The following is a 25725-nucleotide window of genomic DNA, read 5'->3' on the forward strand; positions in this document are numbered from 1 at the left end:
GATTTTCTCCTCTTTTGGTCTATTTTTGGGTATAAGAAAAGCTGCATAAACGCAGCTTTCATTTTTTATTATTCACTAAGTGCTGCTTTTAAGCCTTCTTCAATTTCTTTTGCAGACATTACATTCTTTAATCCAACAACTTTAGTTCCACGTTTCTTTGAATCTTCAAACATAGGAACAAAGTTTTTTGAACACAATACGACATCATAATTTCCAGCAGCTGACTTTCCTTCACACACTGCACAGTGATGAATTTCTTGTACATCAAGTCCCATCTTTTTAGCCACTTTTTCAACATTTAATTTAATCATCATGCTTGTTCCAGCACCATTGCCACAACATACTAATAATTTTAATTTTGCCATTGTAATTTCTCCTTTTATTCAGCACTTGTTGCTTCTACTTTTTCTAAATATGCATCATAATCTTCTGTAATTAAGAAATATGTATCTGGGTGTTTACGATACTGCAATTGTGGAATTGCCACCAAAATCAATACTACGATTCCTACACCTACGTATCCAGCATATTTCATGATTACTGTAAAGATTGGCCATACTGTTGCCCAGTCAAACATTCCTAGATATCCTCCATATTGACTTAATCCAACCCAGCCAGCAATTAAAGCAGATCCGAATACTTGAATTAAACCAGAAATAAATGGAAGAAGCATAGCTGCTTTGATACCACCACGATTATCAGCATATACAGCAATAACTGCATTATCGAAGAATACAGGAACGAAACCTGCAATTACCAATGTTGGTGAATGCATCAACAATAAAGCACCAATCGCTAAGAATTGTCCTAAAGCACCCATTAAGAATCCTACTGTTACAGCGTTTGAACTACCAAATCCAAATACAGCGGCACAATCAATACCAGGAACAGCTCCAGGTAATAATGAATTAGAAATACCTTGGAATGAATTTGTAAGTTCTGTAACGAAGGTACGAACACCTAATTGTAAGATAGCTAGATATACCGCAAAGTTAAACGCTGTTGTCATAGTATAGAAGAAGAAGTTTTGTGTTTCTGCAATAAATCCAGCTTCAACTAAATAATCCTTTCCTAATACCATTAAAATAGCACCGAAGAATAAGAACATCAAGATAGATGTTGCAACCATATTTTCATTAAAGATAGATAAGAATCCTGGGAATTTTAAATCATCCAAACGTTTTGAATTTTCACCTTTCATCTTTTTAGCAATACTACCAAATAATGCGATACCAAACATTTGTTGGTGAGCAATCGCAAAACCTCCACCTTCAGTTAATTCCTGCGTAATTTCTACTGTTAAGTTTGAACCAACAGCCCAATACAATCCTAAAATCAATCCCATAACAATTAGAATTGGTGTACTTCCTAATTTAGGGAAGCAGAATAGAATCAACCAGAATGCTGTTGATGCTTGTTGCATCTGTACATGACCTGTTGTAAATACAGCACGCATTTTTGTCCATTTTTTTAATCGAACTAAAATTAAGTTCATAATAAATGCGATCAACAATAAAATCATAACTTGAGAGAACGTTCTACCAAATTGTTCCTGCAAACCTTCTGTAACAGCATTTTGTCCAAAATATGGATCAATAACCATTGCGTGTAAATTGAAACGATCTTTTAATCCAACTAAGATTGGTCTAAAGTTTCCTACCAAGCCTGAAGAACCAACACTTAAAATCATGTATCCTACTGTGGCTTTAATAAATCCTGCAAATGCATCGTAAATTGGTTTTTTCAATAATAAGTAACCGATAAATACAATCAAACCGATAAAATATGCGGGTTGCGTCAAAATATTTGTCGCAAAAAAGTCCCATACTGTCATTATTATATTCATTTTACTCTCCTCCTAAATTATTCATATTGATTAGCAATTTCTTCTAAATCACCTTTTGTTTTTGCATTCATCAATGCTTCAACGATATCCTCATTCATCAAAATATCCATTAATGATTGTATATTTTGAATATGCTGATCATGGTCAATTGCTGCTAAAGAGAAGAACAATTTTGCCTTTTTATCTGGATCTTCTGGATCAAAATCAACTTCTTCTTCCACCTTCATAAATGAAATAGCTGTTCCATTACATCCTACAGCTCCTTCTGTTGAGTGTGGCATCGCAATACCTGGAACAATCACAATGTATGGTCCATATTTATTGACGCATTCAATAACAGCTTCTACATAGTCACTTTCAACTGTATTATCCTTTAACAAAGGTGCATAACTTTGTCGAATGGCGTCTTGCCACGAATCAACTTTCTCAACAAAACAACAGTGTCCTTTTTCAACAATTTCTTTCAACATATTCATTACCTCTTCTTATAAAACTGATCGATATGGAACGTTAGGTTCCTCTTCGAAGCAATCCTCAAATCCTCTACGATAGTGATATTGACGTTTTGCTTTATCTGTTGGATATACATATTTACCACCTACATCCCAAATAAATGGATGGAATTTGTAATCTAACACATCTTTCTTATAATTATATAGCAATTCGATTTCTTTTGGGTCTGCTTTAAAGTTAGTCCAAACATCATAGTGAATAGGAATTACTACATCTGTTCTTAAAGCTTCAGCCATTCGTAAGATATCAACACTTGTCATTTTATCTTGCATTCCAACTGGATTTTCTCCATATGATCCAAATGCAACATCGATATCATAATCTTTTCCATGTTTTGCATAATAGATTGAATAGTGAGAATCACCTGAATGATAAATATTTCCTCCTGGTGTTTTTACTAAATAGTTTACAGCTTTATCATCCATATCTGTTGGACATTTTCCATGAAGATCTTCACGATCTGCTCCTTGTGAATCGGTTGTAGTAATACAAGTACGGTCGAATGAATCTAAGGCAACAATTTCGATATCTTTAATTTTAATTGTATCTCCAGGTTTTACTGTAATACAACGATCTGCAGGTACACCCCATTTTTGCCACAATTCAACAGATTTTTTAGGACCAATGAATGGTACTGGAATTTCATTTCCATTTTCATCCACTGTAGTCATTCCTGATTTTAGTACGTGACTAGCATATTCAGCTGACATGTGATCTTGATGATAGTGTGTTGCTAATACTGCATCTACTTGCTTAATTGCGAATGGATCAATCACAAATGGTACAGCTCTTAAATTTGGCTGCATATTTCTACATCCGCACATATTAGCCATTTGATGGCCAACTTTCATTTTTCCATCACCATGAGTACGTTTACCATTACCTGCCCATAAGTCAATTGTAATGTTTGCACCACCAGGTGTTTTAAACCAAATACCAGTACATCCTAACCACCACATTGCTACAGTGCCAGGTTTTACTTCTTCATTTTCAATTTCTTCATTCAACCAAGTACCCCATTCTGGGAAAGTTGACATGATCCAAGAATCTCTTGTAATTTCATCTACTTTTGACATTTTGTTTTCCTCTTTCTATCTTTTTACCATGGTTTTTTGACGTTCAAATCATAAAACATTAAAAGACTAAAAACAATCACATTATATGTTTGTTTTAACTTTTTTATGATTGTTTAATTCTTTATATCCATTTTTACATTCTTTTAATTCCATTATATGATTGACTTATATGTTCTTTTTAGATAAAATAAGCTTAAAGAAAGAAGGTACAACATGAAAACATTAGAAAAGATGTCTTTTTCACAAAATGCTCAACAAATTATATCTTATACATTCTATATTTTATTTGCAGCCTACAGTATTTATAAGATCATTCAAGCTGAATTTATATCTACTAAAATACTATTTATCATTCTATTAATTATTATCTTGGGCATTGCACTTTATTCTGAATATTTAAAACATTTATATAGAAAGGCAATCAAAACAATTGCCTATGATTTAAATCCTGAAAAAGCAAATAAACAATTTAATGCACTATTAAAAAAAGACGTATTTCACGCCTATAAAAATGATAAAAAAATATTCGATACTTTATATTATATAGATCAAATGGAATATAAGAAGTGCTTGGAACATATTGAAGAAAACTCAAAGTTTTTCCATAGTTCAATTGATCAGTTATTGATCTATCATTACACAAAGTTCTATTGTTCATTTATGTTGAATGATTTAGATTGTGCAAAACAAGAATATAATAAATTAGAAAGAATGCGTAACACAAAAGTAAAAGGTGCAAAGGTTTCACCATTATTTAACTGGGAATTTATGGATGCCGTATACTTAGTATGCAGAAAGGATTATAAACAAAGTCTGAATGTATTTAAATCTGTTAACACAGAAAATATGAATCCTAGAGAAAAAGTACAATACTATTATCAATTCGGATTATTATGTAATAAAATAAAAGAAAAGCATTTTTGTGAAAATTATAAAAATAAAATAATAACATTAAAAGGGTTAAGTAACACATGTAAAAAGGGAGAGATTTTATGAAAATGGCGAAAGAAGTCGTAGATAAGCGACGAAAAAAAATCATGCAAAAAATACAGGTCAAGGGTACTGTAAACGTGGAAGAACTGGCTTCAGAATTGAATGTAACACCATTAACAATTCGTAGAGATTTACAATATTGGGAAGACATGGGAGCTGTTGAACGTTTCTATGGTGGTGCCAAACTTGTTCAAAATTTTGTTGAACATGACATAGATCCAAACGAAGCTTATAAACATGCGATTGCCAAGTTTGCTGCAACATTTGTAGATGATGGAGATACAATTTTCATCAATACAAGCTCAACTGCACTATTAATCATAAAATATATCATAGGAAAAAGGGTCACAATCATCACAAATAACGGAAAAGCTATTTTCTGTGATCATGACCCAAATGTACAAATTGTAATGACTGGCGGCGAGCTTCGTTTCCCTAAAGAAACAATGACCGGTGATTTTGCCTTAAACAATCTTCAAAGAGTCAAAGCCAACAAGGCATTCCTAGGATGCAACGGATTTGACAGCGAAGTCGGCATGAGTACGGCAATTCTTCCGGAAGTAATCATCAATGAAACTATGATTTCTAGGTGCAGTGGTGCTGCCTTTATTTTAGCAGATGCGACAAAAATTAATTATGTGCATCAATTTGTAGTCGCAAAGCCAGACTCATTCGCATATCTAATCACAGATACTCGAGTGCCTGCTGAACAAATAGAAGAATTTGAAGAAAAGGATATTTTTGTCAAACAATTAGATCCACTACTTAATTATAAGAAATGAGAAATCATTTCTTTTTTTAGTCCAACAACTCTAACCTATACTCCATCAAACACTCATTGGTTTCATATACACTCTTCTTGTTCTCAATACAATAGATCAATAATGCATCTCTTTTTACTTTTGGATACAACATCCCATTATTCGATAACGACAATAAGTTGTTTGTGATGTGTAAATCCAATCCTAAAGCTAAACTTAACTGAATCACCTTATCTTTATTAGGAGCCTTGGATCCATCAAAGATTTGATACCCATAATTTCTCTGTATAGTTGTCATTGATAAAACTTGCGCCTTAGTTACATGTTTAATTTCTAATATGTGATTTAAATACTGTGAAAAAGTTAAATTGTCTAGACTTTCCATCAAAGTACTTAATCCATCACTCTTTGTTTCTTGAATTGTTTTTAATAATTGATTTGTCTCTGCCATAATACTTATAATATACACAAGAAAGAGCAATTTATGAAGACTTTACAAATAATTAAACAAGATCAAGATAAAACTATTTCATTAGTAGAACATGAAACATCACACACTAAATATATCCAGAAAGAATTAAATTATTATGATAAGACTCTTTATCAAACGATTCAAAAGATAAAGAATCCTTACTTACCTAAAATTTTTGTGATCCAAGAAAATGACAATCATTTAACTTTAATTGAGGAATTTATTGAAGGTAAAACGTTAGATCAACAATCCTTTTCAAAAGAACAAGTTAAAGACATCATGCATCAATTAAGTGAATGTTTAGATGCATTACATAAGTTAAATCCACCTATTATCCATCGTGATATCAAGCCAGAAAATATTATTTATCATGATAATAAGGTTACACTCCTTGATTTTGGCATTGCTCGTTTTCTAGATTCCAAGAAAAGTAAAGATACCCTTATCTTAGGCAGTGTTGGCTATGCAGCACCCGAACAATTTGGCTTTCAACAATCCAATCCGCAAACAGACATATATGCTTTGGGTAAATTAATGAACTACCTATTAAATGGTTCACTAGAACATCAAAACAATATTCCCTTTGATTTAAAACAAGTTATTTTAAAGGCAACACAATTGGATTATAAGAATCGCTATAATTCGGTTAAAGAAATGGATCTAGCCATTCAACAAAAACTAATTATTATTCCCCCTCTTAATAATGACACGTTCAAATCTAAAATGATCAGTTTAGCTTGGATCGTATTTACACTTATGATTGTGGTCGATTTGGAACCAGGGGAAACCATTAAAAACAGCTTTATTAATAAGCTGAGTTGTTTTGTGTTTATATATTTTAGTTTATTCCTTTACTATAATAAGAATTTATTCCATAAACACATGTCCAAAGTTCCTTGGCCAGTACTCTATTCCTCCATTCTATTTTTGTTTGTATGTTTAGATGTATGGTTTTTCATGTGGATTGATTCCCTGATTTAAATGTATGCTCATGGCATACCAAACTTATTTATATTTTTCTTATACTAAAGAAAAAGGAATAAGGAGTATATATGAAAAAGGGTTTAAAAGTATTTTTAACAGCCGCTATTGTCTTATCGGCTGTCGCTTGTTCAACAACGAGTGATGAAGAAACAAAGGATAAAGACACAAAAGAAAAGGTCGTAGAAACAAAGGAAGATACAACTGTGCCAAAAGAGTATCGTAATGCACTGCATAAGGCTGAAAATTACAGTAAAATGATGCACATGTCCAAACAAAGAATCTATGATCAATTAACTTCGGAATATGGAGAAAAGTTTGATGCAGAAGCTGCACAATATGCGATTGATAATCTAAATGCGAATTATAATGAAAATGCATTAAAATGCGGAGAAAACTACAAAAAGACGATGCATATGTCAAAAGCTAGAATTTATGATCAACTAACTTCAGAAAATGGAGAAAAGTTTACACCAGAAGAAGCGCAATATGCCATTGATAACATCAAGGGAGATTATTTAGAAGCCGCTTTGAAGTCCGCAAAGAACTATCAAGAAACTATGAGCATGTCAAAAGATGCCATCTATGATCAATTAACTTCGGAATATGGAGAAAAATTTACAGCTGAAGAAGCACAATATGCCATTGATAATTTAGATGACTAATCTTATACTAAAGGCATGAAACTTGCTATATTATTTCCTGGAATTGGATATCACACTGATAAACCATTACTATACTATTCAAAGAAGATATTAAAGAATATGAATTATGAAGTCAAAGAAATTCATTTTAAAAACCTAGACTTTGATTTAAACAAATCTAAAGATGAAGCGTATAGACAAGCCAAAGATCAAATTGAAAAAATGGATTTAGGCACATTTGATTCCATTCTATGCATATCTAAAAGTATTGGAACCTATTGCGCAGCTAAGCTTGCCCATGAATATAAGTTAACTGCTAATATCTATTTCACGCCATTAGATTTTACTTTGGAATATCTCCAACAAAAAGATTTAGTGTATTCGGGAACTCAAGATCAGTGGGCTAACTTCGATAAGATTGAGCGCTATTGTATTTATCATCTTATTGAATTTCACAGTATTCTAAATGGAAATCATTCCTTAGAAACAGGAAATATTCAAACAGACATTGAGAATCTGAAACAAATCATGTATCGTGTAGAAACATTTATCCACAGCTTATAGGGCTGTGGATATTTTTAATTGCACTTTTAACACTCAAAATCACTCACATCATGCAACAAACACGCAATCATTAAATCTTCTACATTCAGCCCTTCTTTTTCAGCAAATTCCTTTCCAATATTCACGACGCGATACGAATGAGCCAAACGATATGGATCCTTTATTCTCTATTTCAAATAGTCTTGAGCTTTTATTGGGGTTTCCATATCTTCATTATACTATTTCTTTCAGAAATTTTCTGAAAAAAGCTTATGTTCATGGTATGATATATGAAAGGAGTTTTTTATTATGAAGTTAAATGTCGATTTACAAAACCATTCATATCCAATATATATTGAAAGAAACACAATTCAAAAAGTACATGAATATATTCCAGTCACACGAAAAATTGCGATTATCACAGATACAGGTGTGCCTGAAAAATGGGTCAACATCGTAAAAGAACAGTGCCCTGATTCTTTTATATGCACCATTCCGCAAGGTGAACCATCCAAATGTTTTGATCAATATAAAAATCTTTTAGAAGAAATGATTTCACACAACATGTCCAGAAAAGATGCCATTATTGCGGTAGGCGGTGGTGTTGTCGGAGATCTTGCAGGTTTTGTCGCCGCTAGCTATATGCGCGGCATTGATTTCTACAACATCCCAACAACTGTATTAAGCCAGGTTGATTCAAGTGTAGGCGGAAAAGTAGCTATTGATATGGGTTCCTACAAAAACATTGTAGGGGCATTTTGGCAACCTAAAACCGTTATTATCGATCCAAACGTATTATCTACGCTTTCTCTTCGTCAACAACACAATGGATTATGTGAAGCTTTAAAAATGGGACTCATTTTGGATGATCATTTAGTCTCTCTATTTGAACAAGAAACAATAGATATCGATGCGATTATTACGCGTTCCATTGAATTAAAGCGAGATGTAGTTCAACAAGATGAAAGAGAAAGTAATCTTAGAAAAATTTTAAACTTTGGACACACCATTGGACACGCCATTGAATCTGCATATGGATTAAATACATATCTTCATGGAGAATGTGTGGCAATGGGTATGTTATTCTTTATTGAAGATAAAACATTAAAACAACGCGTATTAAACATCTATAAAAAACTAGGTTTGCCTCAAGTACCAAACTATGATACTTCCACATTATTAGAATATGTAACACATGATAAGAAAAGCAGTCATAATACTGTATCTACCATTTTAGTTGAACAATCTGGTTCTTATATCATCAAAGAACTTTCTTTTAAAGAAATACAAGAAGTATTAGAAAGAGGACCTTATGAAGAATAATTTTGGTACAAATATATCTTGGACATTATTTGGTGAAAGCCATGGTCCTGCCATTGGTATTACGTTAGATGGTCTTCCTGCAGGATTTAAGGTGGATATGGAACAAATCAAATCGGATATGGATAAGCGTAAGGCAACAGGTAAAATTTCAACACAAAGACACGAAGCGGATGAAGTGCATATTCTTTCTGGAATGTATAATGGCTATACAACAGGTACAGCTCTTACCATTCTAATTGAAAACCAAAACACAAAGTCAAAAGACTATTCTGCTTTTCATGGAAGATTGCGTCCTGGACATGCGGATTTTACAGCCTTTGAAAAATACAACGGATATCAAGACTATCGTGGTGGCGGACACTTTTCCGGAAGACTTACCGCATGCATTGTAGCTGCCGGAAGTATTTGTCGACAAATTCTGAAATCACATGGCATTGTAATTGGATCACACATTGAAAGCTTATATACGCTATCGGATATACCTTTTAGTCAAGACTCTCGTGTTTTAGAAAAACAAATTCAAGAAGTTAATGATAAAACCTTTGCGGTTATAGATGATCAAGTCAAAGATCAAATGATTCAAGAAATTGAAAAAGCAGCTGCTGAAGGTGATTCATTAGGTGGTATTTTAGAAACTGCCATTATAGGTCTTCCTACAGGACTAGGAGAACCTTTCTTTGATTCAGTAGAAAGCATTTTATCGCACTTGATTTTCTCTGTACCAGCCGTTAAAGGCGTTTCCTTTGGCGAAGGATTTGGCTTTGCGAAATTAAAAGGATCTCAAGCCAATGATGCCTTCCGTTTTAATGATAAAATTGAAACCAAGACAAATCACAATGCTGGAATCAATGGCGGCATCACAAATGGAATGCCAATTATCATTCATACTTGTATTAAGCCAACACCATCGATTTTTAAAACACAAGAATCTGTGGATTATCTTTCAAAAGAAAACGTGGATCTTAAAATTCAAGGAAGACACGACCCATGCATCTTGCACCGGGCAAGAATTGTTGTGGATAGTGTAGTTGCGTTTGGCTTATTAGATTTATATATGTCTAGGCTTGCCATTAAGCCACTTCAGGGGGATTTTGAATGAAAGTAAAAGTAACACCAAGTAAAGTACATGGAAACGTAAAGATACCCGCATCCAAATCTATGGCACATAGAGCATTGATTTGCGCCTCATTAAGTGATGGTACAAGTCTTGTTTCTAATGTCACAAACTCAAAGGATATTGAAGCAACCGTTGGCTGCATGAAAGCTTTGGGGGCTATAATTAAACAAATCGATGGAACTACATATGAAGTAACAGGTACTAATCTTTTTAAACAAGAAGGAAATATTACGTGTAATGCGAATGAATCCGGTTCTACTTTACGCTTCTTGATTCCACTTGCTGCATGTACAAATGCCAAAGTTAAATTTTTAGGTCAAGGAAGATTGCTTCAAAGACCTATGGATGTATACGCGAATGAATTTAAAAAGCAAAACATTGAATTTAATCAATCCGATAAAGAAATCATTGTGAGTGGAAATCTACAAGCAAAAGACTATGTTGTACAAGGAGATATTTCAAGTCAGTTTATTACAGGCTTCATGTTTGTCCTTCCATTATTAAATCAAGATAGTACACTAACAATTACTGAGCCTTATGAATCAAAGAGCTATGTAAATCTTACGATTCAAATGTTAGCGAAATTTGGCATTGAAATTTTGGAAACAAGTTCAAATTCATATTTAATAAAAGGAAACCAACACTATAAAGCACAAGATGTTTCTGTAGAAGGAGACTTTTCTCAACTAGCCTTCTTTGCGGTGTTAGGCACTTTAAACAATACTCTTTCATGCTCCAACATGGACATGTCAAGTAAACAAGGAGATAAAGCCATTTTAGATTGTATTCCTAGTTTTACAAGTGACAAGGATACGATCACATTCACAAAAAAACAACCTGTACCACAAACTATCGACTTATCTAATTGTCCAGATTTAGGTCCAATCTTATGTGTCTTGGCCAGCTTCACAAATGGTGAAACCAATATTGTGAATGCAGCTCGTTTACGCATGAAAGAAAGTGATCGTATTCTAGCTATGGAAACCGAATTAAAAAAATGGGGTGTAGATATTACTTCTACATTTGATTCCATTCAAATTCACGGTAAAGAACACTATAAATCAAATAATACAGTAGAAATCTTTGGACATAATGATCACCGTATTGTTATGGCAATGACGGTATTTGGATTATGTGCAGGTTCCGAATGTATTATTGATGATGCTCAAGCCATCACAAAGAGTTACCCTACTTTCTTCGAAGACATTCAAAGCTTAGGTGGAAAGGTTGAGATTCTATGACAAATATTGCCATTATAGGACTTGGATTAATGGGAGCGAGTTTTGCGAAGAAACTAACGCGCTTAAACTACAACGTCTATGGTATTGATGTATCTCAACAAACCATTGGTAAAGCTAAAGAATTAAAAATCATCGTAGATGGTAGCACAAATCCTTTAGATGTCATTTCAAAGTGTGATACATTTATCTTCTGTTTATATCCAACTAAAATTCTTCCTTGGATTGAAGTCTATCAGAATGATATTCCTAAACATTCATTATTAATGGATATTAGTGGTGTAAAGACAAATATTGTCAAACCCATTCAAGATGTATTACGAGAAGATCTTGAATTATTAAGCATTCACCCCATGTGTGGTAGAGAATCTCGTGGTATTGAATTTAGTGATGAAACGATTTTTAAAGGTTCAAACTTTATTCTTGTTCCTACTCAAAAGAATAAAAATGAAACAGTTGAAGCTGTAAAAGAATTAGCTAATAAGATGGAATTTGGTAGAATCTGTACTCTATCCATTGAAGAGCATGATAAAATGATTGGCTTTTTATCTCAATTAACCCATGTCATTGCGGTATCTTTAATGAATACACATGACAATGCACATCTTGTAGAATATACGGGAGATAGCTTTCGGGATTTAACGCGTATTGCGAAAATCAATGAAGATTTATGGACTGAACTCTTCATTATGAATAAAGATATCTTATTAGATGAAATCAACCAGTTTATCGATTCAATCTCTCACTTTAGAGATTCTTTAGAACAAGAAGATACACAAGAAATGAAACGTCTATTCATTCAATCCACAAAGCGTAGAGATAAATTTAATAAAACCGATGCGAAGAAGAGATAATGCTCTTCTTTTTTTGTACTTTTTTTGGCATAATAAAGGTTGGAGGTTTTGAAAATGAAAACGAATACATTAAAAAGCTTTTTAACTATCACACTCGCCATGTTTATCATCAGTGTCGCCATATATTTCTTCTTAATTCCTAGTGAAGTTATTACTGGTAGTGTTACTGGTTTAGCTATGGTTTTAGCCAAAATCACAAGCCTATCTATTTCTACACTTACCTTTGTGATCAACTCCTTATTGTTGATTCTAGGTATCGTTCTAATTGGTAAAGAGTTTGGTGCAAAAACGATTTATGCCTCTTTATTATTACCTTTATTTCTAGCCGTATTTGAAAGAATCTATCCAAACAATATTTCTTTAACACAAAATGCTGTTTTTGACATGGCTACCTATACATTGATTTTAGCATTTGGACAAACCATTCTATTTCGTGTAAACGCATCGAGTGGTGGAACGGATATTATTGCGAAAATTGTCAATAAATATACACATATGGATCTAGGCAAAGCTTGTACGTTAGTCGGACTACTCATTTGTACAACAAGTCTAATTGTATATGATGTTGGCTCTTTAGTGGTTGGTGCATTGGCAACACTAGCCAATGGTCAGGCTGTAGATTATTTTATTGATGGTTTTAATAAGAAAAAGAAGATTTGTATATTATCCAAAGAATATGAAGTCATTCAAGATTATATAATGAACACATTAAAGCGTGGTGTTACTTTATATTCGGCAAAAGGTGGTTATGATAAGACCGAGCATACAGAGCTTGTCACAATTATGGCTTCAAATGAATATAAAAAATTACTATATTATCTTCAAGAAAGTGATATTGAAGCATTTGTAACGGTATCAACTGTTAATGAAGTCATCGGTACTTGGAATAATAAGAAAAATCACGTATAAAATGACTTAGCCTCATAGTTTAATTGCACTTTCGATAATCCTTTTTGTATTCGAAATGGATTGTGATGTTTTACTTTTAATATACAAAAAGACTGTAGCGACTCACATATCGCTACAGTTTTATTATTTATATTGAACTTTTATTAGAGGTTTGTCTAATTGATCGCCTTTTTCCAATTTAGAAATACGCTCATCATTAACAACTATCATCATTGTAATCGTATTATAGCCTTTTTCTTCAATCATTTCTTTATCGAAATATACAACAGGCTGACCTTTATTCACTCTATCATTTATATTCACTTTCTTAACGAATCCTTCGCCTTTTAATTCGACTGTATCCAATCCAACATGAATCAATATTTCAATACCATCCTCTGATTGAATTCCAATCGCATGAAGGCTATCTTGGATCATAACAACTTGTCCGTCAATAGGTGAAATAATTTCTCCATCACTAGGGTTGATTGCGATTCCATCACCTAGTAATTTGTCTGCAAAAACTGAATCAGGAACATTTTCAATAGGCACAATGTCTCCTTGCGCGCATTTAAAGATTTCTAATTCATTAACTTTCTTTCTAAAAAACATTATTGACTCACTTTCTCTACATATTCTTCAAAATCACTTTTTATAACTGTCACTTGTGGTCCATAAATGATTTGAATTCCTTTACCCTTTTTATCTTTAACAAACAAGGATATTAGAATAGCACCAAAATTAGTGATTACTGCTTTCATTCCTTGTTTATTCACGATTTCAAACTTGTAAACTTCTTTACCCGATGGATGTATTCCAAATACTTCTTTTTTAACGCTCATGAGCAATAATCTCGTTCACTACTGAATCTTTGATTGTTACATTTTCTTTTTCTAATTTTTCAATTGTAGATTTAAATTGTGGTAAATAATTCTTATGTGCAATCAACAATTCATCTAAAACACGCTTTGCATTTTCTCCTGATGGAATCAATTCATTTAATGTAAATGCTTCAAGTGCCAATCCATAATTACCTGTAACTGCAGCTTCGATTGTACATTCTTCCATTGCTTTCATACATTGAAGCCATCCTCTTTGTGCACTTGGTAATTTTCCCCAAGCAACAGGCATTGCTCCTTTTGCCCCAATATAGCAGCTTACTTCAACAATTGAATCTTCCGGCAATTCTGGAATTGCTCCTCTATTTTTTGTGCTGACAACCATATGAGTCTGCTTATTGTTATAAATCGCATTGATACATTCACACGCTGCATCGCTGTAATAAGCTCCACCACGTTTTGATAACTCTTCTGGTTTATGATCTAAATTCGGATTTTTATATAATTCAAACAATTTATTTTCTGTTTCTTTTACTTGTTGACCACGAGTACCAATTGTTTCATATTCCATCAAACTATGCTCTAACATTTCTTGTTGACGATAATAATATCTATGGTATCCACAAGGAATCATATTCATTTCTCTGATTTGTTCTCCAAAGAAAGGAACGTTATTGATGTTTGCTGGAAGACCAACATCTTTTCCATCCAACATAGCATCAATTACTTTACTTGTTAATTCATTTCCATCTTTATCATATACTTTGTGCCAATGAAAGTGATTTAACCCTACGAATTGATAAATCAACTCATTTGGATCTACATTTAATGCAATAGGCTCTTTCATCATAGCAATCGTTGGAACATTACATAAACCAATACAACGATCCCACTTTCCGTATTTAATAACTGCTTCAGTTATCATTCCACTTGGATTTGTAAAATTAATTAACCATGCATTTGGACATAATTCTTTCATATCCTCTACAATATCAAGAATGACAGGAATTGTTCTAAATGCCTTAAAAATTCCACCAGCTCCATTTGTTTCTTGTCCTAACATTCCATAAGACAAAGGAATTCTCTCATCTTTAATTCTAGCTTCCAATAAGCCCACTCTAAATTGTGTTGTCACAAAATCCGCATCTTTTAATGCCTCTCTACGATCAAAGGTTACATGCACTTTTACATCATAACCTGCTGCATCCCACATACGTTGTGACATTTTGGCATCAATATTTACTTTTTCTTTTCCTTGTTCAATATCAACAAGCCAAATTTCCTTAATAGGAAGTTCATTATAACGTTTAATAAAGCCTTCCATCAATTCAGGTGTATAACTGCTTCCGCCACCAATCGTAACAATTTTTAATCCTTTTTCCATCATGTTTTCTCCTTTTCTATTTGATAGCTTTAATTTACTTTTTACCCAGTTATTCTTCAATATGTCCAAGAATTGAAGATAGTTTTTTCTAAGCAAAATAAAAAAGATTCAAAAAAATCTGAAACTTTTTGAATCTTTTTTAATCCTTTGGTCGATCATCCATATAATCAATCGAATCATAAATATATTTTGTATTCTTTTTTCTTCTCACATTATAAATACAACCATACAAAACATCCATAATATATTGCATAGCTATATGACTTGAAAATTGAGACATTCTATCTCGATTATTTTCAGAATCACTAATCGATAAATGATATGTCACATATTGAGAATAATAATTACTTCCTGCTTTTCCAATTTGTATAACTTTCACACCTTTTTCATATAATTTTTTTACAATTGGCAATATAAATGTAGCCTTTCCCGAATAAGATAGAATAATCGCCACGTGTTTTTGGTCCGAAGCCAATACAGTTAATCTTTGATTATAAAAGCTGCTTGGACAGTTTACACTTCTTCCAATCGTCAACATTTTATCTTGAAAATTTTCTGCTATATTTGAATTATGGGCATGAGTATAAACATCAATTACATCTGCCGAATCTATTAATTGTGAAACTGCTTTGATTTGGTCTAAATCAACATATTCAAATGTATCTTTAATAGCCTTCTCATAAAGTTCTAAAAGCTTAAAAGCTATCTGTCTTGGATTATCCTTTGCCTGAAATGGATAATTCACATTGATATAGGAATTGTTTTCTAATAAATCAGCATTTTCTTTTGCGATACTCACTTTTAAATCATTGAATCCATTAAACCCAATCTTTTTCACAAAACGATGAATCGCAGATTTTGATATAAATAGTATATCAGCCAATTCTTGAATCTTTAGTTTCGTAACCGCATCTTTATTATTTAAAATATAAGATGCAATTTCTGACTCTAGCGGTGTCATAGAATCACATAGTTCTATCCTTTTTTCCAATTTCATGTTATACACCTCCAACTATTCCAATAATATCTAAGAATTCTTAAAATATAAAGAAAAAAATTAACAAAAGCATACTATTCACTTTCAAAAATTTAAAAATTTTTATTTTTTGAAAGTGGCATATTGCATACAAAGATTATAATCGGATATAATACAAGTAAGGATGACTTTCAAAAGTTTAAAAAAATTCATTTTTTGAAAGTGAGGTAACACTATGAAAACCATTGAAAGAACTGAATACCTAAATCGAATAAAGAATCTGAAGGATACGCCTGATATAAAAGTTATTACCGGTATCAGAAGATCGGGTAAGTCAATACTGATGCAGGAGTATATCCAGTATCTGAAAGACAACTTTAATGATATCAACGTTATCTTTATTGACTTTATGGATCTTTCATTTGAACACCTGAAAGAGTATCATGCGCTTCATGCCTATGTTGAAAAACGATATGTGGAAGGAAAGTCGAATTATCTTTTCATTGATGAAGTGCAGATGTGTCCAAATTTTGAACTGGCTGTAAATAGCTTATATTCAAAAAGAAAATATGATATCTATATCACCGGTTCCAACGCTTTTTTGTTAAGTGCAGATTTAGCCACTCTATTTACCGGGCGTTATATTGAAATTCATATCTATCCATTCAGTTTCAAAGAATATTGTAATTACTACGACAACAACCACGACATAGAAAAGCTATTTGAAGATTATACCATCAAAGGTGGATTAGCTGGGTCCTATGCCTACAACACCGAAAAAGACAGGAAGGATTATATCAAGGAAGTCTATGAAACAATTGTTACAAGAGATCTTGTACAGAAGTATTCCCTGCCAGATACTCAGGTATTACAGCGCTTAAGTGAATTTCTTATGGACAATATATCAAACCTGACCTCACCAAGCAGAATCAGCAATATGCTATCCGAAAAGAACGTATCAACTAATCATGTCACCATTGGAAAATATATCAAATACCTGTGCAACGCCTTTGTTTTCTATGATATCAAGCGCTACGATATCCGTGGCAAAAAATATCTTGAAAGCACAGAAAAGTTCTATTTAAGTGATATTGGCATACGTTATGCTGTTCTTGGTACAAGAAACATGGATTATGGCAGAGTATATGAAAACATGGTCTGTCTTGAATTATTACGTAGTGGCTATGATGTCTATGTTGGAAAGCTTTATCAAAAAGAAATCGATTTTGTTGCCCAAAGAGGTAGTGAAAAAATCTATATTCAGGTAAGTGATAATATCACTGAAGAGGAAACATTCAAAAGAGAATATGCGCCTCTTTTACAAATCAAGGATGCATATCCAAAGATTATCATCGCCAAAACCGGTCATCCAAAGTATTCATATGAAGGAATTGAAATCTTTGATATCAGGGATTGGTTGCTAAATAAAAAACAAGCTATATAATCAAAAAATTAGTAAGATTAAAATATTAAACGCATCAGCATCTGCTGGTGCTTTTCTTGTAAAATTACATTTTGTGCGTGCTTTTCGATAACTGAGGAGTTAATTTTGCTACTTATAAGCGTGCTGTATGCGTGCTTAAAGAGACTTTTCAGCACTATTCACAACAATTCACAGAAATAGAAAAAGCCACCCAAATCCCATATATAAAGGGTTTGAGTGGTTTTGAATCTCTTTGCAGAGTAGTCAAAAGTATGTTCTGACTAACGTTTAGAGAATTGTGGAGCACGACGAGCTGCTTTAAGACCGTATTTTTTACGTTCTTTAGCACGAGGGTCACGAGTAACGAATCCTGCAGCTTTTAATACTGGACGGTAGTCTTCACTAGCTTCCATTAAAGCACGAGTAATTCCGTGACGCATAGCACCAGATTGACCAGTGTATCCTCCACCTTGTACGTTGATAATCACATCAAATTGATCAACTGTGTTAGTGATTTCTAATGGTGATTTAACAACCATACGTAAAGTTTCCAATGGAAGGTATTCTTCCAAAGTTTTTCCGTTGACTACGATATTACCTGTACCTGGACGTAAAAAGACACGAGCAACAGATTTTTTACGACGTCCAACGCCATGATATTGAACAGTGTTAGATTTTTTCATATTCTATTCCTCCTTATCCTCTTACCTTCAATTCAACAGGTTTTTGAGCAGCATGTGGGTGTTCGCTACCAGCGTATACGAATACGTGTCCACGTTGTACATCACCTAATTTAGTGTGAGGTAACATACCTTTGATTGCTCTTTCAACCCATTCAACAGGGTATTTCTCTTTCATTTCTTTAGCTGTACGCACACGCATACCTCCAAAGTATCCAGAGTGGTTGTAATACTTTTCAGTATTCAACTTGTTTCCAGTCATTTCGACCTTGTCGGCATTGATCACAATTACATAATCACCACAGTCAACATTTGGTGTGTATGTAGGTTTGTGTTTTCCTTTTAATACATGAGCACAAGTTGAAGCCAAACGTCCTAAAGTTTGTCCGTTTCCATCAACTACATACCATGTACGTGTTACATCGGCAGGTTTTGCCATAGTAGTTTGACGCATATCTAATTTCCTCCTTGATTTGAGCGTTTACCGGGGCTCAAAAGGCCAGAGTTTAGCCATCTAATATGATATGCAATATCCCTATAAAAGTCAATGAAAAAAGCAAAAAGTTTAGCTTTATTTTTGCTAAACTTTAATCTTGTTTTCTTTTATTTTTTTATAATTAATCGAAGGAATATCATCTATGATTTCTACATCAAATTCAGATAGTTTTTCTAAAGCAGAATCATACCATTTTTTATTTAAATCGCCTACCTCATGTGCATCCATACCAATGATAGCCTTGACATCATATTGACCGGCAATTTGCCAGAATCTAGAATGTGGATACTCTTCATAGCCCATACGTAAATTATGCTGCATACCCAACACATTAAATTCTAATGGAACATTATAATCTTGACTTGTCTTACAAATTCTGTGGAATCCCTCTTCGATTTCTGGTGTTATTACACCACCCGTACTTCTTAAAATCAATTCTGGATGTGCCAAGTATGCATACATACCCGTTTTCATACCTTCCACACAAGTATCAAAATAGCCTTTAATATATTTTCCTTTCGCTCCACCTAAATAAAAATGATCCTCATCTGTACCATAATAATGATTGCCAAAAATCAAATAATCAATTTCATTTTCAATACAGAAATCCAATAACCAATCCATATATTTAGGAAAGTATTCTGCTTCTAAACCAAAACGAATCTCAATCTGCTTCTTATATCTATCTTTCAGATATAAAACGCTATCTTTATAATCATCAAATTCATCAAGCTTCATACGCATATGCGCCACAAAATCGGAGTCATATTTCCAACACGCATGATCTGAAAAGCCCAATACTTCAAAACCGTTTTGTATGGCAGTACGAACAAATTCTTCATCATTACCAAAGGCATGATGACAACGTGAAGTATGTGTATGAAAATTAGTTTGTTTCATTGTATTTTACCTCCACTAAATATAATCCGCAACTCGGTGCATTATAACGACATGCCGACTTATCTTTCGCATCTAACATTCCTTGCACATCATCAATATCTATCTTATGTTGACCTACCGCAATTAAAGTACCCGTCATCATTCGAACTTGATACCTTAAAAAACCTGTACCCTCAAAGATAAACTGCACATCTATACCTTCTTCATTAATTTCAATATTTGAAATCGTTTTAACTCTAGGCTTTCTAGGATCGATTTTACTTGAGGCAAAACTCGTAAAATCATGAGATCCCAAGAATACTTTTGATGCATTTTTCATCGCCTCAATATCCAATTTTTTGGTTAATAAATTACGATATTTATAATTAAAAGGATTCTTTATATCGTACGAACAATAATAATCATAACGTTTGCCTACAGCACTAAAACGTGCATGAAAATCATCGGGCATTTCTTCCGTTTTTAAAATACGAATATCTTTAGGAAGCAATGCATTTAATGCTCTTTCATATTGAATAGCCGGAATATTTTTATTTGTTTCAAAATGAAAGACCTGACCAAACGCATGAACACCAGCATCCGTTCTTCCACTCGCAACAACATCCACATTCTCTTTAGTAATTTTGTACAAAGCTTCTTCAATCACTTGTTGAATACCTAACGCATTCTCTTGTTTTTGCCAGCCTGCATAATTAAAACCATCATAGCTGACAAGTGCTTTTACAATCATAATACCCAAATACCAATACAAGCACAAAGAACGACAACACTTAAAATCATTGAAGCATAATCGATAGTCTGCATCTTTAACACTTTGTAACGTGTTCTTTTTATAGAAGGATCATACCCTCTAGCTTCCATCGCATTCGCAAGTTGATCTGCACGATCAAAGGCAGAAACAAATAGCGGAACAATTAAAGACAAAATAGCCATGATTTTTTCTTTAATACTCCCATTTTCTAAATCCACACCACGACTTGCCTGCGCATTCATAATACGCTGTGTTTCTTCAATCAATGTTGGAATAAAACGCAACGCAATACTGATCATCATCGCAATAATATGAGCTGGTACACCAACCTTTTCAAAAGGCTTCAACAATTTTTCAATTCCCAAAGTCAAATCCAAAGGCTTTGTTGTTGCTGTTAATACAGTTGTGATAATGACCATCAACATTAAACGAACCACAATATACAACGTTTGATTTACGGCATCACTATAGATTGTAAACCCTTTGATTGAAAACAAAGGTGTTCCTGTTTTAATAACCAATAGGTTAATAACCAACAAGAAAGCCATCATCCATAACATTGGTTTCATTGTTCTTAAGGCATATTGAATATTTAGTTTTGATAAATATAAACTAAATAAAATAAATGCACCAATGATCGCATATCCAAGGACTCCTGCAGGAATAAATATCGCAACCATTAAAAACAACATGATCATGATCTTAGATCGAGGATCCATCTTATGAACCACAGAATCTAATGGCATATATTGTCCTAACGCAACATTATTCATGTTTCTTCACCTGCTTTTCTATTGAATCCACAAGTGAATTCATATCCATAATATCTGGATCCAACTCAAATCCATTTTCTTCTAATTGCATCTTTAAACGCACAATACTGGGCGGATTAATACCAATCTCTTGTAGATATTCAGGATGCTTAAAAAATTCCTTCACATCCGCTTCCTGCGTTACTTCACCATGACTTAACACAATTACATGATCACAATAATTCATGACATGCTCCATATCGTGAGTTACTAAAAGAACGGTTTTGCCTTCCTTTTTATTTAAGTTCATAAACAAAGTCATCATTTCTTGAGCACCTTGAGGATCAAGACCAGCAGTTGGCTCATCTAAAACTAAAACTTTTGGATTCAATACTAAAATACCGGCAATCGCAACACGACGTTTTTGTCCTCCACTCAAATCAAAAGGAGAACGATCCAAATAACTTTCATCCAAACCTACAACAGGCAAGACTTTCTTTACTAGTTGGGAAGCATCTTCTTCACTTGTTCCAAAGTTTTTTGGCCCAAACGCAATATCCTTAGCAATCGTTTCTTCAAACAATTGATATTCAGGAAACTGGAATACAAGTCCAACTTCTTTTCTCAATTGCTTCACATCTTTGATTTTCAACAAAGGCTGAATATGGAAACCACAAATATCCAAAGTACCCGCTGTTGGAATCAACAAACCATTTAAATGTTGAACCAAAGTTGATTTACCAGAACCCGTCTGCCCAATAATAGCTGTAACTTTCCCTTCTGGAATTGAAAGATCAATACCTTTTAATGCAGCACGCGAAAAAGGGGTGTTTTCATTATATGTGTGCTCTAACTTCTTTATTTCAATCGACATAATTTTTCTACCACCTCATCTAAACGACATACATTTTCCTTAAAAATCCCACGCTTCTTTAATTCTTTAGAAATCTTTAACGCAAAAGGAATATCCAACTGCATTTTAGCTAGCTTATCTTCCTGTTTAAAAATATCCATTGGTGTTCCCTGCATCGCAATCTCACCATTTTCTAATACAATGACATTTTCAGATTGAGCAACCTCTTCCATATCATGTGTAATTGATAAAATAGTGATATTTTTTTCCTCATGTAACTTGCGAATCTGTGCATTAATACTTGCCTTACCTTGAGGATCTAACATGCTTGTCGATTCATCAAAAATTATAATATCAGGTTCAATTGCTAAGATGCCCGCAATCGCTACACGCTGTTTTTGTCCACCAGATAATTTAGTCGGCTCTGCACTTAAAAAATCCGTCATTCCAACACGACTTGCGACATCTTCAATAATCCCCTGCATCTTTTCTTGTTCTACACAATGATTTTCTAAACCAAAGGCAATATCATCTGCCACTGTAGAACCAATAAATTGATTATCTGGATTTTGGAATACTATTCCAACATGACTTCTCAATTCATATACACTTTCTTCATTTAGTTCTTGACCTAAAATTTGAATTTTTCCCTTTTTCGCTTCCAATAAACCAATGATTAGTTTTGCCATTGTACTCTTACCAGAACCATTATGTCCAATAATCGTTGTATAGCTTCCTTTTGGGATTGAAAAAGAAACATCTTTTAATATATCATTTTCCCCATCATAGGAAAAAGTTAAATGTGAAACTTCAATTGCTTCCATCACATATCCTCCACCATAAACGGAACTATTATACCATATTAAAATGGCTTGAGCACCCTCAAGCCACTATTTGTTAAAATGAAATCCTTTATATTCAGCACTCGTGTTTGTACATGCATTTACAAGTGTGTCTGACAAAATTTTTAAATCACTTTCATTTACACCCTCATGATAAACTACATCCACAAGTTTGTCTTCATCATCATACGAAGAAGTTAATCCATTTTCAGCAATTTCTGTTTGAAATTGTTTAGCCGCCTCCTTAGAATCAAAACTATATGTAAGTGTGACCGGAAGAATTTCTTCTACAGCATCTTTAAATCCCATAATATCCGATTCCATATTTTTTAATGGACTTACACTTGGTTGAATCTCTTTTTCAATAGGTTCATCAATATCTGGACATAAGAATTCATCTAGCTCTTCCAGTCTTTGTTTATCACGACGTACTTTACCAGCAACTGCACATGCACCAACTGTAATGGTTGCAGCACCTACTAAAAATTTAAAAAGATTCATAATTATTTCCTCCTTGTAATGGCAACTCCGTCTCCATAATCATAAAATGCTGTTTCATAATTGGAAAGTTCTGCCAAATACGTATGATAATCATGGATCTTACGAACCAATTGGCGGGTATTGCGATTGCGCGACAATTCAGGATGTTCTACAAGTCCATGAAAATTCATGTTATCTGATACAATTATACCATTCTCATTCAAATGGATACAGTATTTATCAAAAAAACGTCGATATTGTGCTTTAGCTGCATCAATAAAAATACAGTCAAACATACCATCTACATCTACTTCAAGAGCATCCCCTTCAATCAATGTGATTTGGTCAGATAATCCACTTTCCTCAATATTCTTTTTTGCCTGAACGATCATGTCAGGATTTCTTTCAATTGTGACAACTTTCATTCTAGAATCTAACTTAGCTACTTCAATAGATGTACGCGCAATTGCAGTTCCTAACTCCAAAAATGACAGGCATTGATTTTCTTTAAGTTTTTCTAACAAGAACTTTAACCCACCATCCATCATAATAGGCACTTGATGTTCTTTTGCGTATTGTTCTAAATCACTCATTTTAATTCTCCTTAAAAGAAAAGTGAAGTAGTAACTACTACTTCACGAATTGTACAATTGCCATTGGAGCTGCATCTCCACGACGGATACGTGTTTTTACAACACGAGTGTATCCACCATTACGATCTGCATATGCTGGTCCAATTTCATTGAATAATTTTTGAAGAGCTGTTGTTCCCTCTTCATCAACTTCTACATTACGAACGTAAGCTGCTGCTTGTCTACGTGCATGTAAATCTCCACGTTTTGCTAATGTTACTAATGAGTCCATTACAGCGCTTAATTCTTTTGCTTTCATTTCTGTTGTTTCAATTTGTCCGTTTTCAATCAAAGATGTTGCCATGTTACGCAACAATGCTTTACGATGATCGGCTTTACGTCCCAATTTACGATTCCACATGATTCTTACTCCTCTTATTCATACGATTTGAAGAACAATCCCAATTGGTACATTTTGTCCTTCACTTCTTTGAGTGATTTCTTACCCAAATTCTTAACATGCATCATTTCATCTTCTGTTTTTTGTGTAAGTTCATCAACAGTTTGAATTCCTGCACGTTTTAAACAATTGTAAGAACGAACAGATAAATCCAAATCTTCAATCATCATTGTATTTACTTTCTTAACATCCTCAACTTGAGTTTTTTGAACCATGAAACTTTCTTCTAATTCTAAATCTGAAACAGTTAAAACTTCATCTAAGTTTTCCATACAAATCTTTGCAGCCATCGTGATAGCTTGTAAAGGTGTAATTGTACCATCTGTTTCTACATTGATATGTACTTTATCATATTTTTTATCCAACCCAACACGAGCAGGTTCTGCTAAATAATCTGCTTTACGGATTGGAGTGAAAGTTGCATCTAATACTACGACATCTTCACCAAAGTCGTATGACACTTTGTTTTCAATTGAACTCTTATATCCAGTTCCAGTTACAGCATAAATCTCCATTTCCAAGCTTGCACCTTTTTCTAAAGTACAAATCACTTGTTCAGGATCTACAACTTCAACAGCTTCTGGACAAATAATGTCAGCCGCCTGAATTGTTGCAGGACCCTTCTTTGAAATATGCAATATTTGGAATCCTTCTCCATCATTGTATAATTGTACAGCTTTTAAATTTAATGAAATACGATAAATATCTTCTAAAATACCTTCGATCATTGTTGCTTTTCCATCAAATCCAGATACTTTAAATCCAACAATGCGTGTGCCAGGTACACTTGTTAATAATGTACGGCAAATGGTATTTCCAATCGTAATTCCAAAGCCTCTTTCAAGAGGTTCAAAGATATAAGATCCAGTATTGTTTTCTTCATTCACAAAATCTTTATGAAGTGAAGCTCTTTCAAATTCCTGCATCGTTATCCTCCTTTAACTATCCACGAGGTCGTTTTGGTGGACGACATCCGTTGTGTGGAATTGGTGTTACATCATTGATCATTGTAATTTCTAAACCAGCTACCTGTAATGCTCTGACAGCTGCTTCACGTCCAGGTCCAGG

General features: G+C 33.5%; 32 protein-coding genes and 1 pseudogene. 11 read left to right on the plus strand and 22 right to left on the minus strand.

Annotation, left to right across the window (positions count from 1 at the left end):
* Positions 1-68 precede the first annotated feature (68 nt).
* Genes FYJ55_RS03295 through ulaG form a run of 4 tightly spaced genes read right to left on the minus strand, consistent with a single transcriptional unit; the run spans position 69 to position 3435 of the window.
* Complete coding sequence (locus tag FYJ55_RS03295; RefSeq protein ID WP_154555623.1) at positions 69-365, minus strand: PTS sugar transporter subunit IIB; 297 nt, start codon at positions 363-365, stop codon at positions 69-71.
* A 14-nt stretch (positions 366-379) separates the two neighbouring features.
* Positions 380-1846: a PTS ascorbate transporter subunit IIC gene (locus FYJ55_RS03300; protein WP_154555624.1), complete on the minus strand. Its 1467-nt coding sequence runs from the start codon at positions 1844-1846 to the stop codon at positions 380-382.
* Between the two features lie 17 nt (positions 1847-1863).
* Complete coding sequence (locus FYJ55_RS03305) at positions 1864-2316, minus strand: PTS sugar transporter subunit IIA (protein ID WP_154555625.1); 453 nt, start codon at positions 2314-2316, stop codon at positions 1864-1866.
* A gap of 15 nt (positions 2317-2331) precedes the next feature.
* The gene (gene ulaG, locus FYJ55_RS03310) at positions 2332-3435 is read right to left on the minus strand and encodes an L-ascorbate 6-phosphate lactonase (RefSeq protein ID WP_154555626.1); all 1104 of its coding nucleotides are present in this window, start codon (positions 3433-3435) and stop codon (positions 2332-2334) included.
* A gap of 213 nt (positions 3436-3648) precedes the next feature.
* On the opposite strand from ulaG, the gene FYJ55_RS03315 reads away from it, so the two are divergent.
* Both FYJ55_RS03315 and FYJ55_RS03320 read left to right on the plus strand, forming a co-directional pair.
* The gene (locus FYJ55_RS03315) at positions 3649-4431 is read left to right on the plus strand and encodes a hypothetical protein (protein WP_154555627.1); all 783 of its coding nucleotides are present in this window, start codon (positions 3649-3651) and stop codon (positions 4429-4431) included.
* Complete coding sequence (locus FYJ55_RS03320) at positions 4428-5210, plus strand: DeoR/GlpR family DNA-binding transcription regulator (protein ID WP_154555628.1); 783 nt, start codon at positions 4428-4430, stop codon at positions 5208-5210. Before FYJ55_RS03315 ends, FYJ55_RS03320 begins: the two co-directional genes overlap by 4 nt.
* A gap of 16 nt (positions 5211-5226) precedes the next feature.
* Here the strand turns inward: FYJ55_RS03320 and FYJ55_RS03325 are convergent, their stop codons facing one another.
* Positions 5227-5640 (minus strand): hypothetical protein, encoded by a 414-nt coding sequence (locus FYJ55_RS03325; protein WP_154555629.1) that lies wholly within the window; start codon positions 5638-5640, stop codon positions 5227-5229.
* A 33-nt stretch (positions 5641-5673) separates the two neighbouring features.
* On the opposite strand from FYJ55_RS03325, the gene FYJ55_RS03330 reads away from it, so the two are divergent.
* The 3 genes from FYJ55_RS03330 (at position 5674) to FYJ55_RS03340 (ending at position 7850) form a co-directional block, all read left to right on the plus strand.
* The gene (locus tag FYJ55_RS03330) at positions 5674-6642 is read left to right on the plus strand and encodes a serine/threonine-protein kinase (RefSeq protein ID WP_154555630.1); all 969 of its coding nucleotides are present in this window, start codon (positions 5674-5676) and stop codon (positions 6640-6642) included.
* Positions 6643-6713: 71 nt separating this feature from the next.
* Positions 6714-7307, plus strand: coding sequence for an Ltp family lipoprotein (locus FYJ55_RS03335; RefSeq protein WP_154555631.1), 594 nt, complete (start codon positions 6714-6716; stop codon positions 7305-7307).
* 15 nt (positions 7308-7322) lie between these two features.
* Complete coding sequence (locus FYJ55_RS03340) at positions 7323-7850, plus strand: hypothetical protein (protein ID WP_154555632.1); 528 nt, start codon at positions 7323-7325, stop codon at positions 7848-7850.
* Positions 7851-7876: 26 nt separating this feature from the next.
* Here the strand turns inward: FYJ55_RS03340 and FYJ55_RS03345 are convergent, their stop codons facing one another.
* Entirely contained in the window at positions 7877-7996 is a 120-nt protein-coding gene (locus FYJ55_RS03345; RefSeq protein ID WP_154555633.1) for an HD domain-containing protein, read from the minus strand.
* A gap of 142 nt (positions 7997-8138) precedes the next feature.
* Between FYJ55_RS03345 and aroB the strand changes: the two genes are divergently transcribed.
* The 5 genes from aroB to FYJ55_RS03370 are packed head-to-tail and all read left to right on the plus strand — an operon-like array spanning position 8139 to position 13270.
* Positions 8139-9152 carry a 3-dehydroquinate synthase gene (gene aroB, locus FYJ55_RS03350; protein WP_154555634.1) on the plus strand — a complete coding sequence of 338 codons (1014 nt, stop codon included), beginning with the start codon at positions 8139-8141 and terminating at the stop codon, positions 9150-9152.
* On the plus strand, positions 9142-10251 hold the full coding sequence (gene aroC / locus FYJ55_RS03355) for a chorismate synthase (protein ID WP_154555635.1): 1110 nt from the start codon (positions 9142-9144) through the stop codon (positions 10249-10251). The genes aroB and aroC overlap by 11 nt, the downstream gene beginning before the upstream one ends.
* Positions 10248-11510, plus strand: coding sequence for a 3-phosphoshikimate 1-carboxyvinyltransferase (gene aroA, locus FYJ55_RS03360; RefSeq protein WP_154555636.1), 1263 nt, complete (start codon positions 10248-10250; stop codon positions 11508-11510). The genes aroC and aroA overlap by 4 nt, the downstream gene beginning before the upstream one ends.
* The gene (locus FYJ55_RS03365) at positions 11507-12361 is read left to right on the plus strand and encodes a prephenate dehydrogenase (RefSeq protein ID WP_154555637.1); all 855 of its coding nucleotides are present in this window, start codon (positions 11507-11509) and stop codon (positions 12359-12361) included. Before aroA ends, FYJ55_RS03365 begins: the two co-directional genes overlap by 4 nt.
* Before the next feature lie 54 nt (positions 12362-12415).
* Positions 12416-13270, plus strand: coding sequence for a YitT family protein (locus FYJ55_RS03370; RefSeq protein WP_195836647.1), 855 nt, complete (start codon positions 12416-12418; stop codon positions 13268-13270).
* 123 nt (positions 13271-13393) lie between these two features.
* On the opposite strand, the gene FYJ55_RS03375 is transcribed toward FYJ55_RS03370, so the two are convergent.
* From FYJ55_RS03375 to FYJ55_RS03390, 4 genes are all read right to left on the minus strand, one after another.
* Positions 13394-13861: a PTS sugar transporter subunit IIA gene (locus FYJ55_RS03375; RefSeq protein WP_154555639.1), complete on the minus strand. Its 468-nt coding sequence runs from the start codon at positions 13859-13861 to the stop codon at positions 13394-13396.
* Complete coding sequence (locus tag FYJ55_RS03380) at positions 13861-14091, minus strand: hypothetical protein (RefSeq protein ID WP_154555640.1); 231 nt, start codon at positions 14089-14091, stop codon at positions 13861-13863. Before FYJ55_RS03380 ends, FYJ55_RS03375 begins: the two co-directional genes overlap by 1 nt.
* On the minus strand, positions 14081-15475 hold the full coding sequence (locus FYJ55_RS03385) for a 6-phospho-beta-glucosidase (RefSeq protein ID WP_279142996.1): 1395 nt from the start codon (positions 15473-15475) through the stop codon (positions 14081-14083). The genes FYJ55_RS03380 and FYJ55_RS03385 overlap by 11 nt, the downstream gene beginning before the upstream one ends.
* Before the next feature lie 136 nt (positions 15476-15611).
* Positions 15612-16469 (minus strand): MurR/RpiR family transcriptional regulator, encoded by an 858-nt coding sequence (locus tag FYJ55_RS03390; protein ID WP_154555642.1) that lies wholly within the window; start codon positions 16467-16469, stop codon positions 15612-15614.
* A 214-nt stretch (positions 16470-16683) separates the two neighbouring features.
* On the opposite strand from FYJ55_RS03390, the gene FYJ55_RS03395 reads away from it, so the two are divergent.
* On the plus strand, positions 16684-17892 hold the full coding sequence (locus FYJ55_RS03395) for an ATP-binding protein (RefSeq protein WP_154555643.1): 1209 nt from the start codon (positions 16684-16686) through the stop codon (positions 17890-17892).
* A 260-nt stretch (positions 17893-18152) separates the two neighbouring features.
* Here FYJ55_RS03395 and rpsI read toward each other — a convergent pair whose 3' ends face one another.
* The 12 genes and pseudogenes from rpsI to rpsK form a co-directional block, all read right to left on the minus strand.
* A complete protein-coding gene (rpsI, locus tag FYJ55_RS03400; RefSeq protein WP_117573786.1) occupies positions 18153-18554 on the minus strand; it encodes a 30S ribosomal protein S9 in 402 nt (133 codons plus the stop codon).
* 13 nt (positions 18555-18567) lie between these two features.
* Positions 18568-19005, minus strand: a complete 438-nt coding sequence (gene rplM / locus FYJ55_RS03405; RefSeq protein WP_003864733.1) for a 50S ribosomal protein L13 — start codon at positions 19003-19005, stop codon at positions 18568-18570.
* A gap of 126 nt (positions 19006-19131) precedes the next feature.
* Entirely contained in the window at positions 19132-19947 is an 816-nt protein-coding gene (locus FYJ55_RS03410) for a histidinol-phosphatase (protein ID WP_154555644.1), read from the minus strand.
* A complete protein-coding gene (gene truA / locus FYJ55_RS03415; protein ID WP_154555645.1) occupies positions 19934-20677 on the minus strand; it encodes a tRNA pseudouridine(38-40) synthase TruA in 744 nt (247 codons plus the stop codon). The genes FYJ55_RS03410 and truA overlap by 14 nt, the downstream gene beginning before the upstream one ends.
* Positions 20674-21471, minus strand: coding sequence for an energy-coupling factor transporter transmembrane component T family protein (locus tag FYJ55_RS03420; RefSeq protein WP_154555646.1), 798 nt, complete (start codon positions 21469-21471; stop codon positions 20674-20676). Before FYJ55_RS03420 ends, truA begins: the two co-directional genes overlap by 4 nt.
* Positions 21464-22324 carry an energy-coupling factor transporter ATPase gene (locus tag FYJ55_RS03425; RefSeq protein WP_154555647.1) on the minus strand — a complete coding sequence of 287 codons (861 nt, stop codon included), beginning with the start codon at positions 22322-22324 and terminating at the stop codon, positions 21464-21466. The genes FYJ55_RS03420 and FYJ55_RS03425 overlap by 8 nt, the downstream gene beginning before the upstream one ends.
* A complete protein-coding gene (locus FYJ55_RS03430) occupies positions 22309-23127 on the minus strand; it encodes an energy-coupling factor transporter ATPase (protein ID WP_154555648.1) in 819 nt (272 codons plus the stop codon). The genes FYJ55_RS03425 and FYJ55_RS03430 overlap by 16 nt, the downstream gene beginning before the upstream one ends.
* 66 nt (positions 23128-23193) lie before the next feature.
* Positions 23194-23646 (minus strand): hypothetical protein, encoded by a 453-nt coding sequence (locus FYJ55_RS03435; protein WP_154555650.1) that lies wholly within the window; start codon positions 23644-23646, stop codon positions 23194-23196.
* A 2-nt stretch (positions 23647-23648) separates the two neighbouring features.
* A pseudogene (locus FYJ55_RS03440) lies at positions 23649-24227 on the minus strand (O-methyltransferase); the annotation flags it as partial.
* Between the two features lie 28 nt (positions 24228-24255).
* Positions 24256-24618: a 50S ribosomal protein L17 gene (gene rplQ / locus FYJ55_RS03445; RefSeq protein ID WP_117571636.1), complete on the minus strand. Its 363-nt coding sequence runs from the start codon at positions 24616-24618 to the stop codon at positions 24256-24258.
* A 14-nt stretch (positions 24619-24632) separates the two neighbouring features.
* Positions 24633-25583 (minus strand): DNA-directed RNA polymerase subunit alpha, encoded by a 951-nt coding sequence (locus tag FYJ55_RS03450; protein WP_154555652.1) that lies wholly within the window; start codon positions 25581-25583, stop codon positions 24633-24635.
* A gap of 16 nt (positions 25584-25599) precedes the next feature.
* Positions 25600-25725, minus strand: a 126-nt coding sequence (rpsK, locus tag FYJ55_RS03455) for a 30S ribosomal protein S11 (RefSeq protein WP_154555653.1), incomplete at its 5' end; no start/stop codon positions are given.

The sequence above is a fragment of the Holdemanella porci genome (assembly GCF_009696075.1).
Taxonomy (GTDB): domain Bacteria; phylum Bacillota_I; class Bacilli_A; order Erysipelotrichales; family Erysipelotrichaceae; genus Holdemanella; species Holdemanella porci.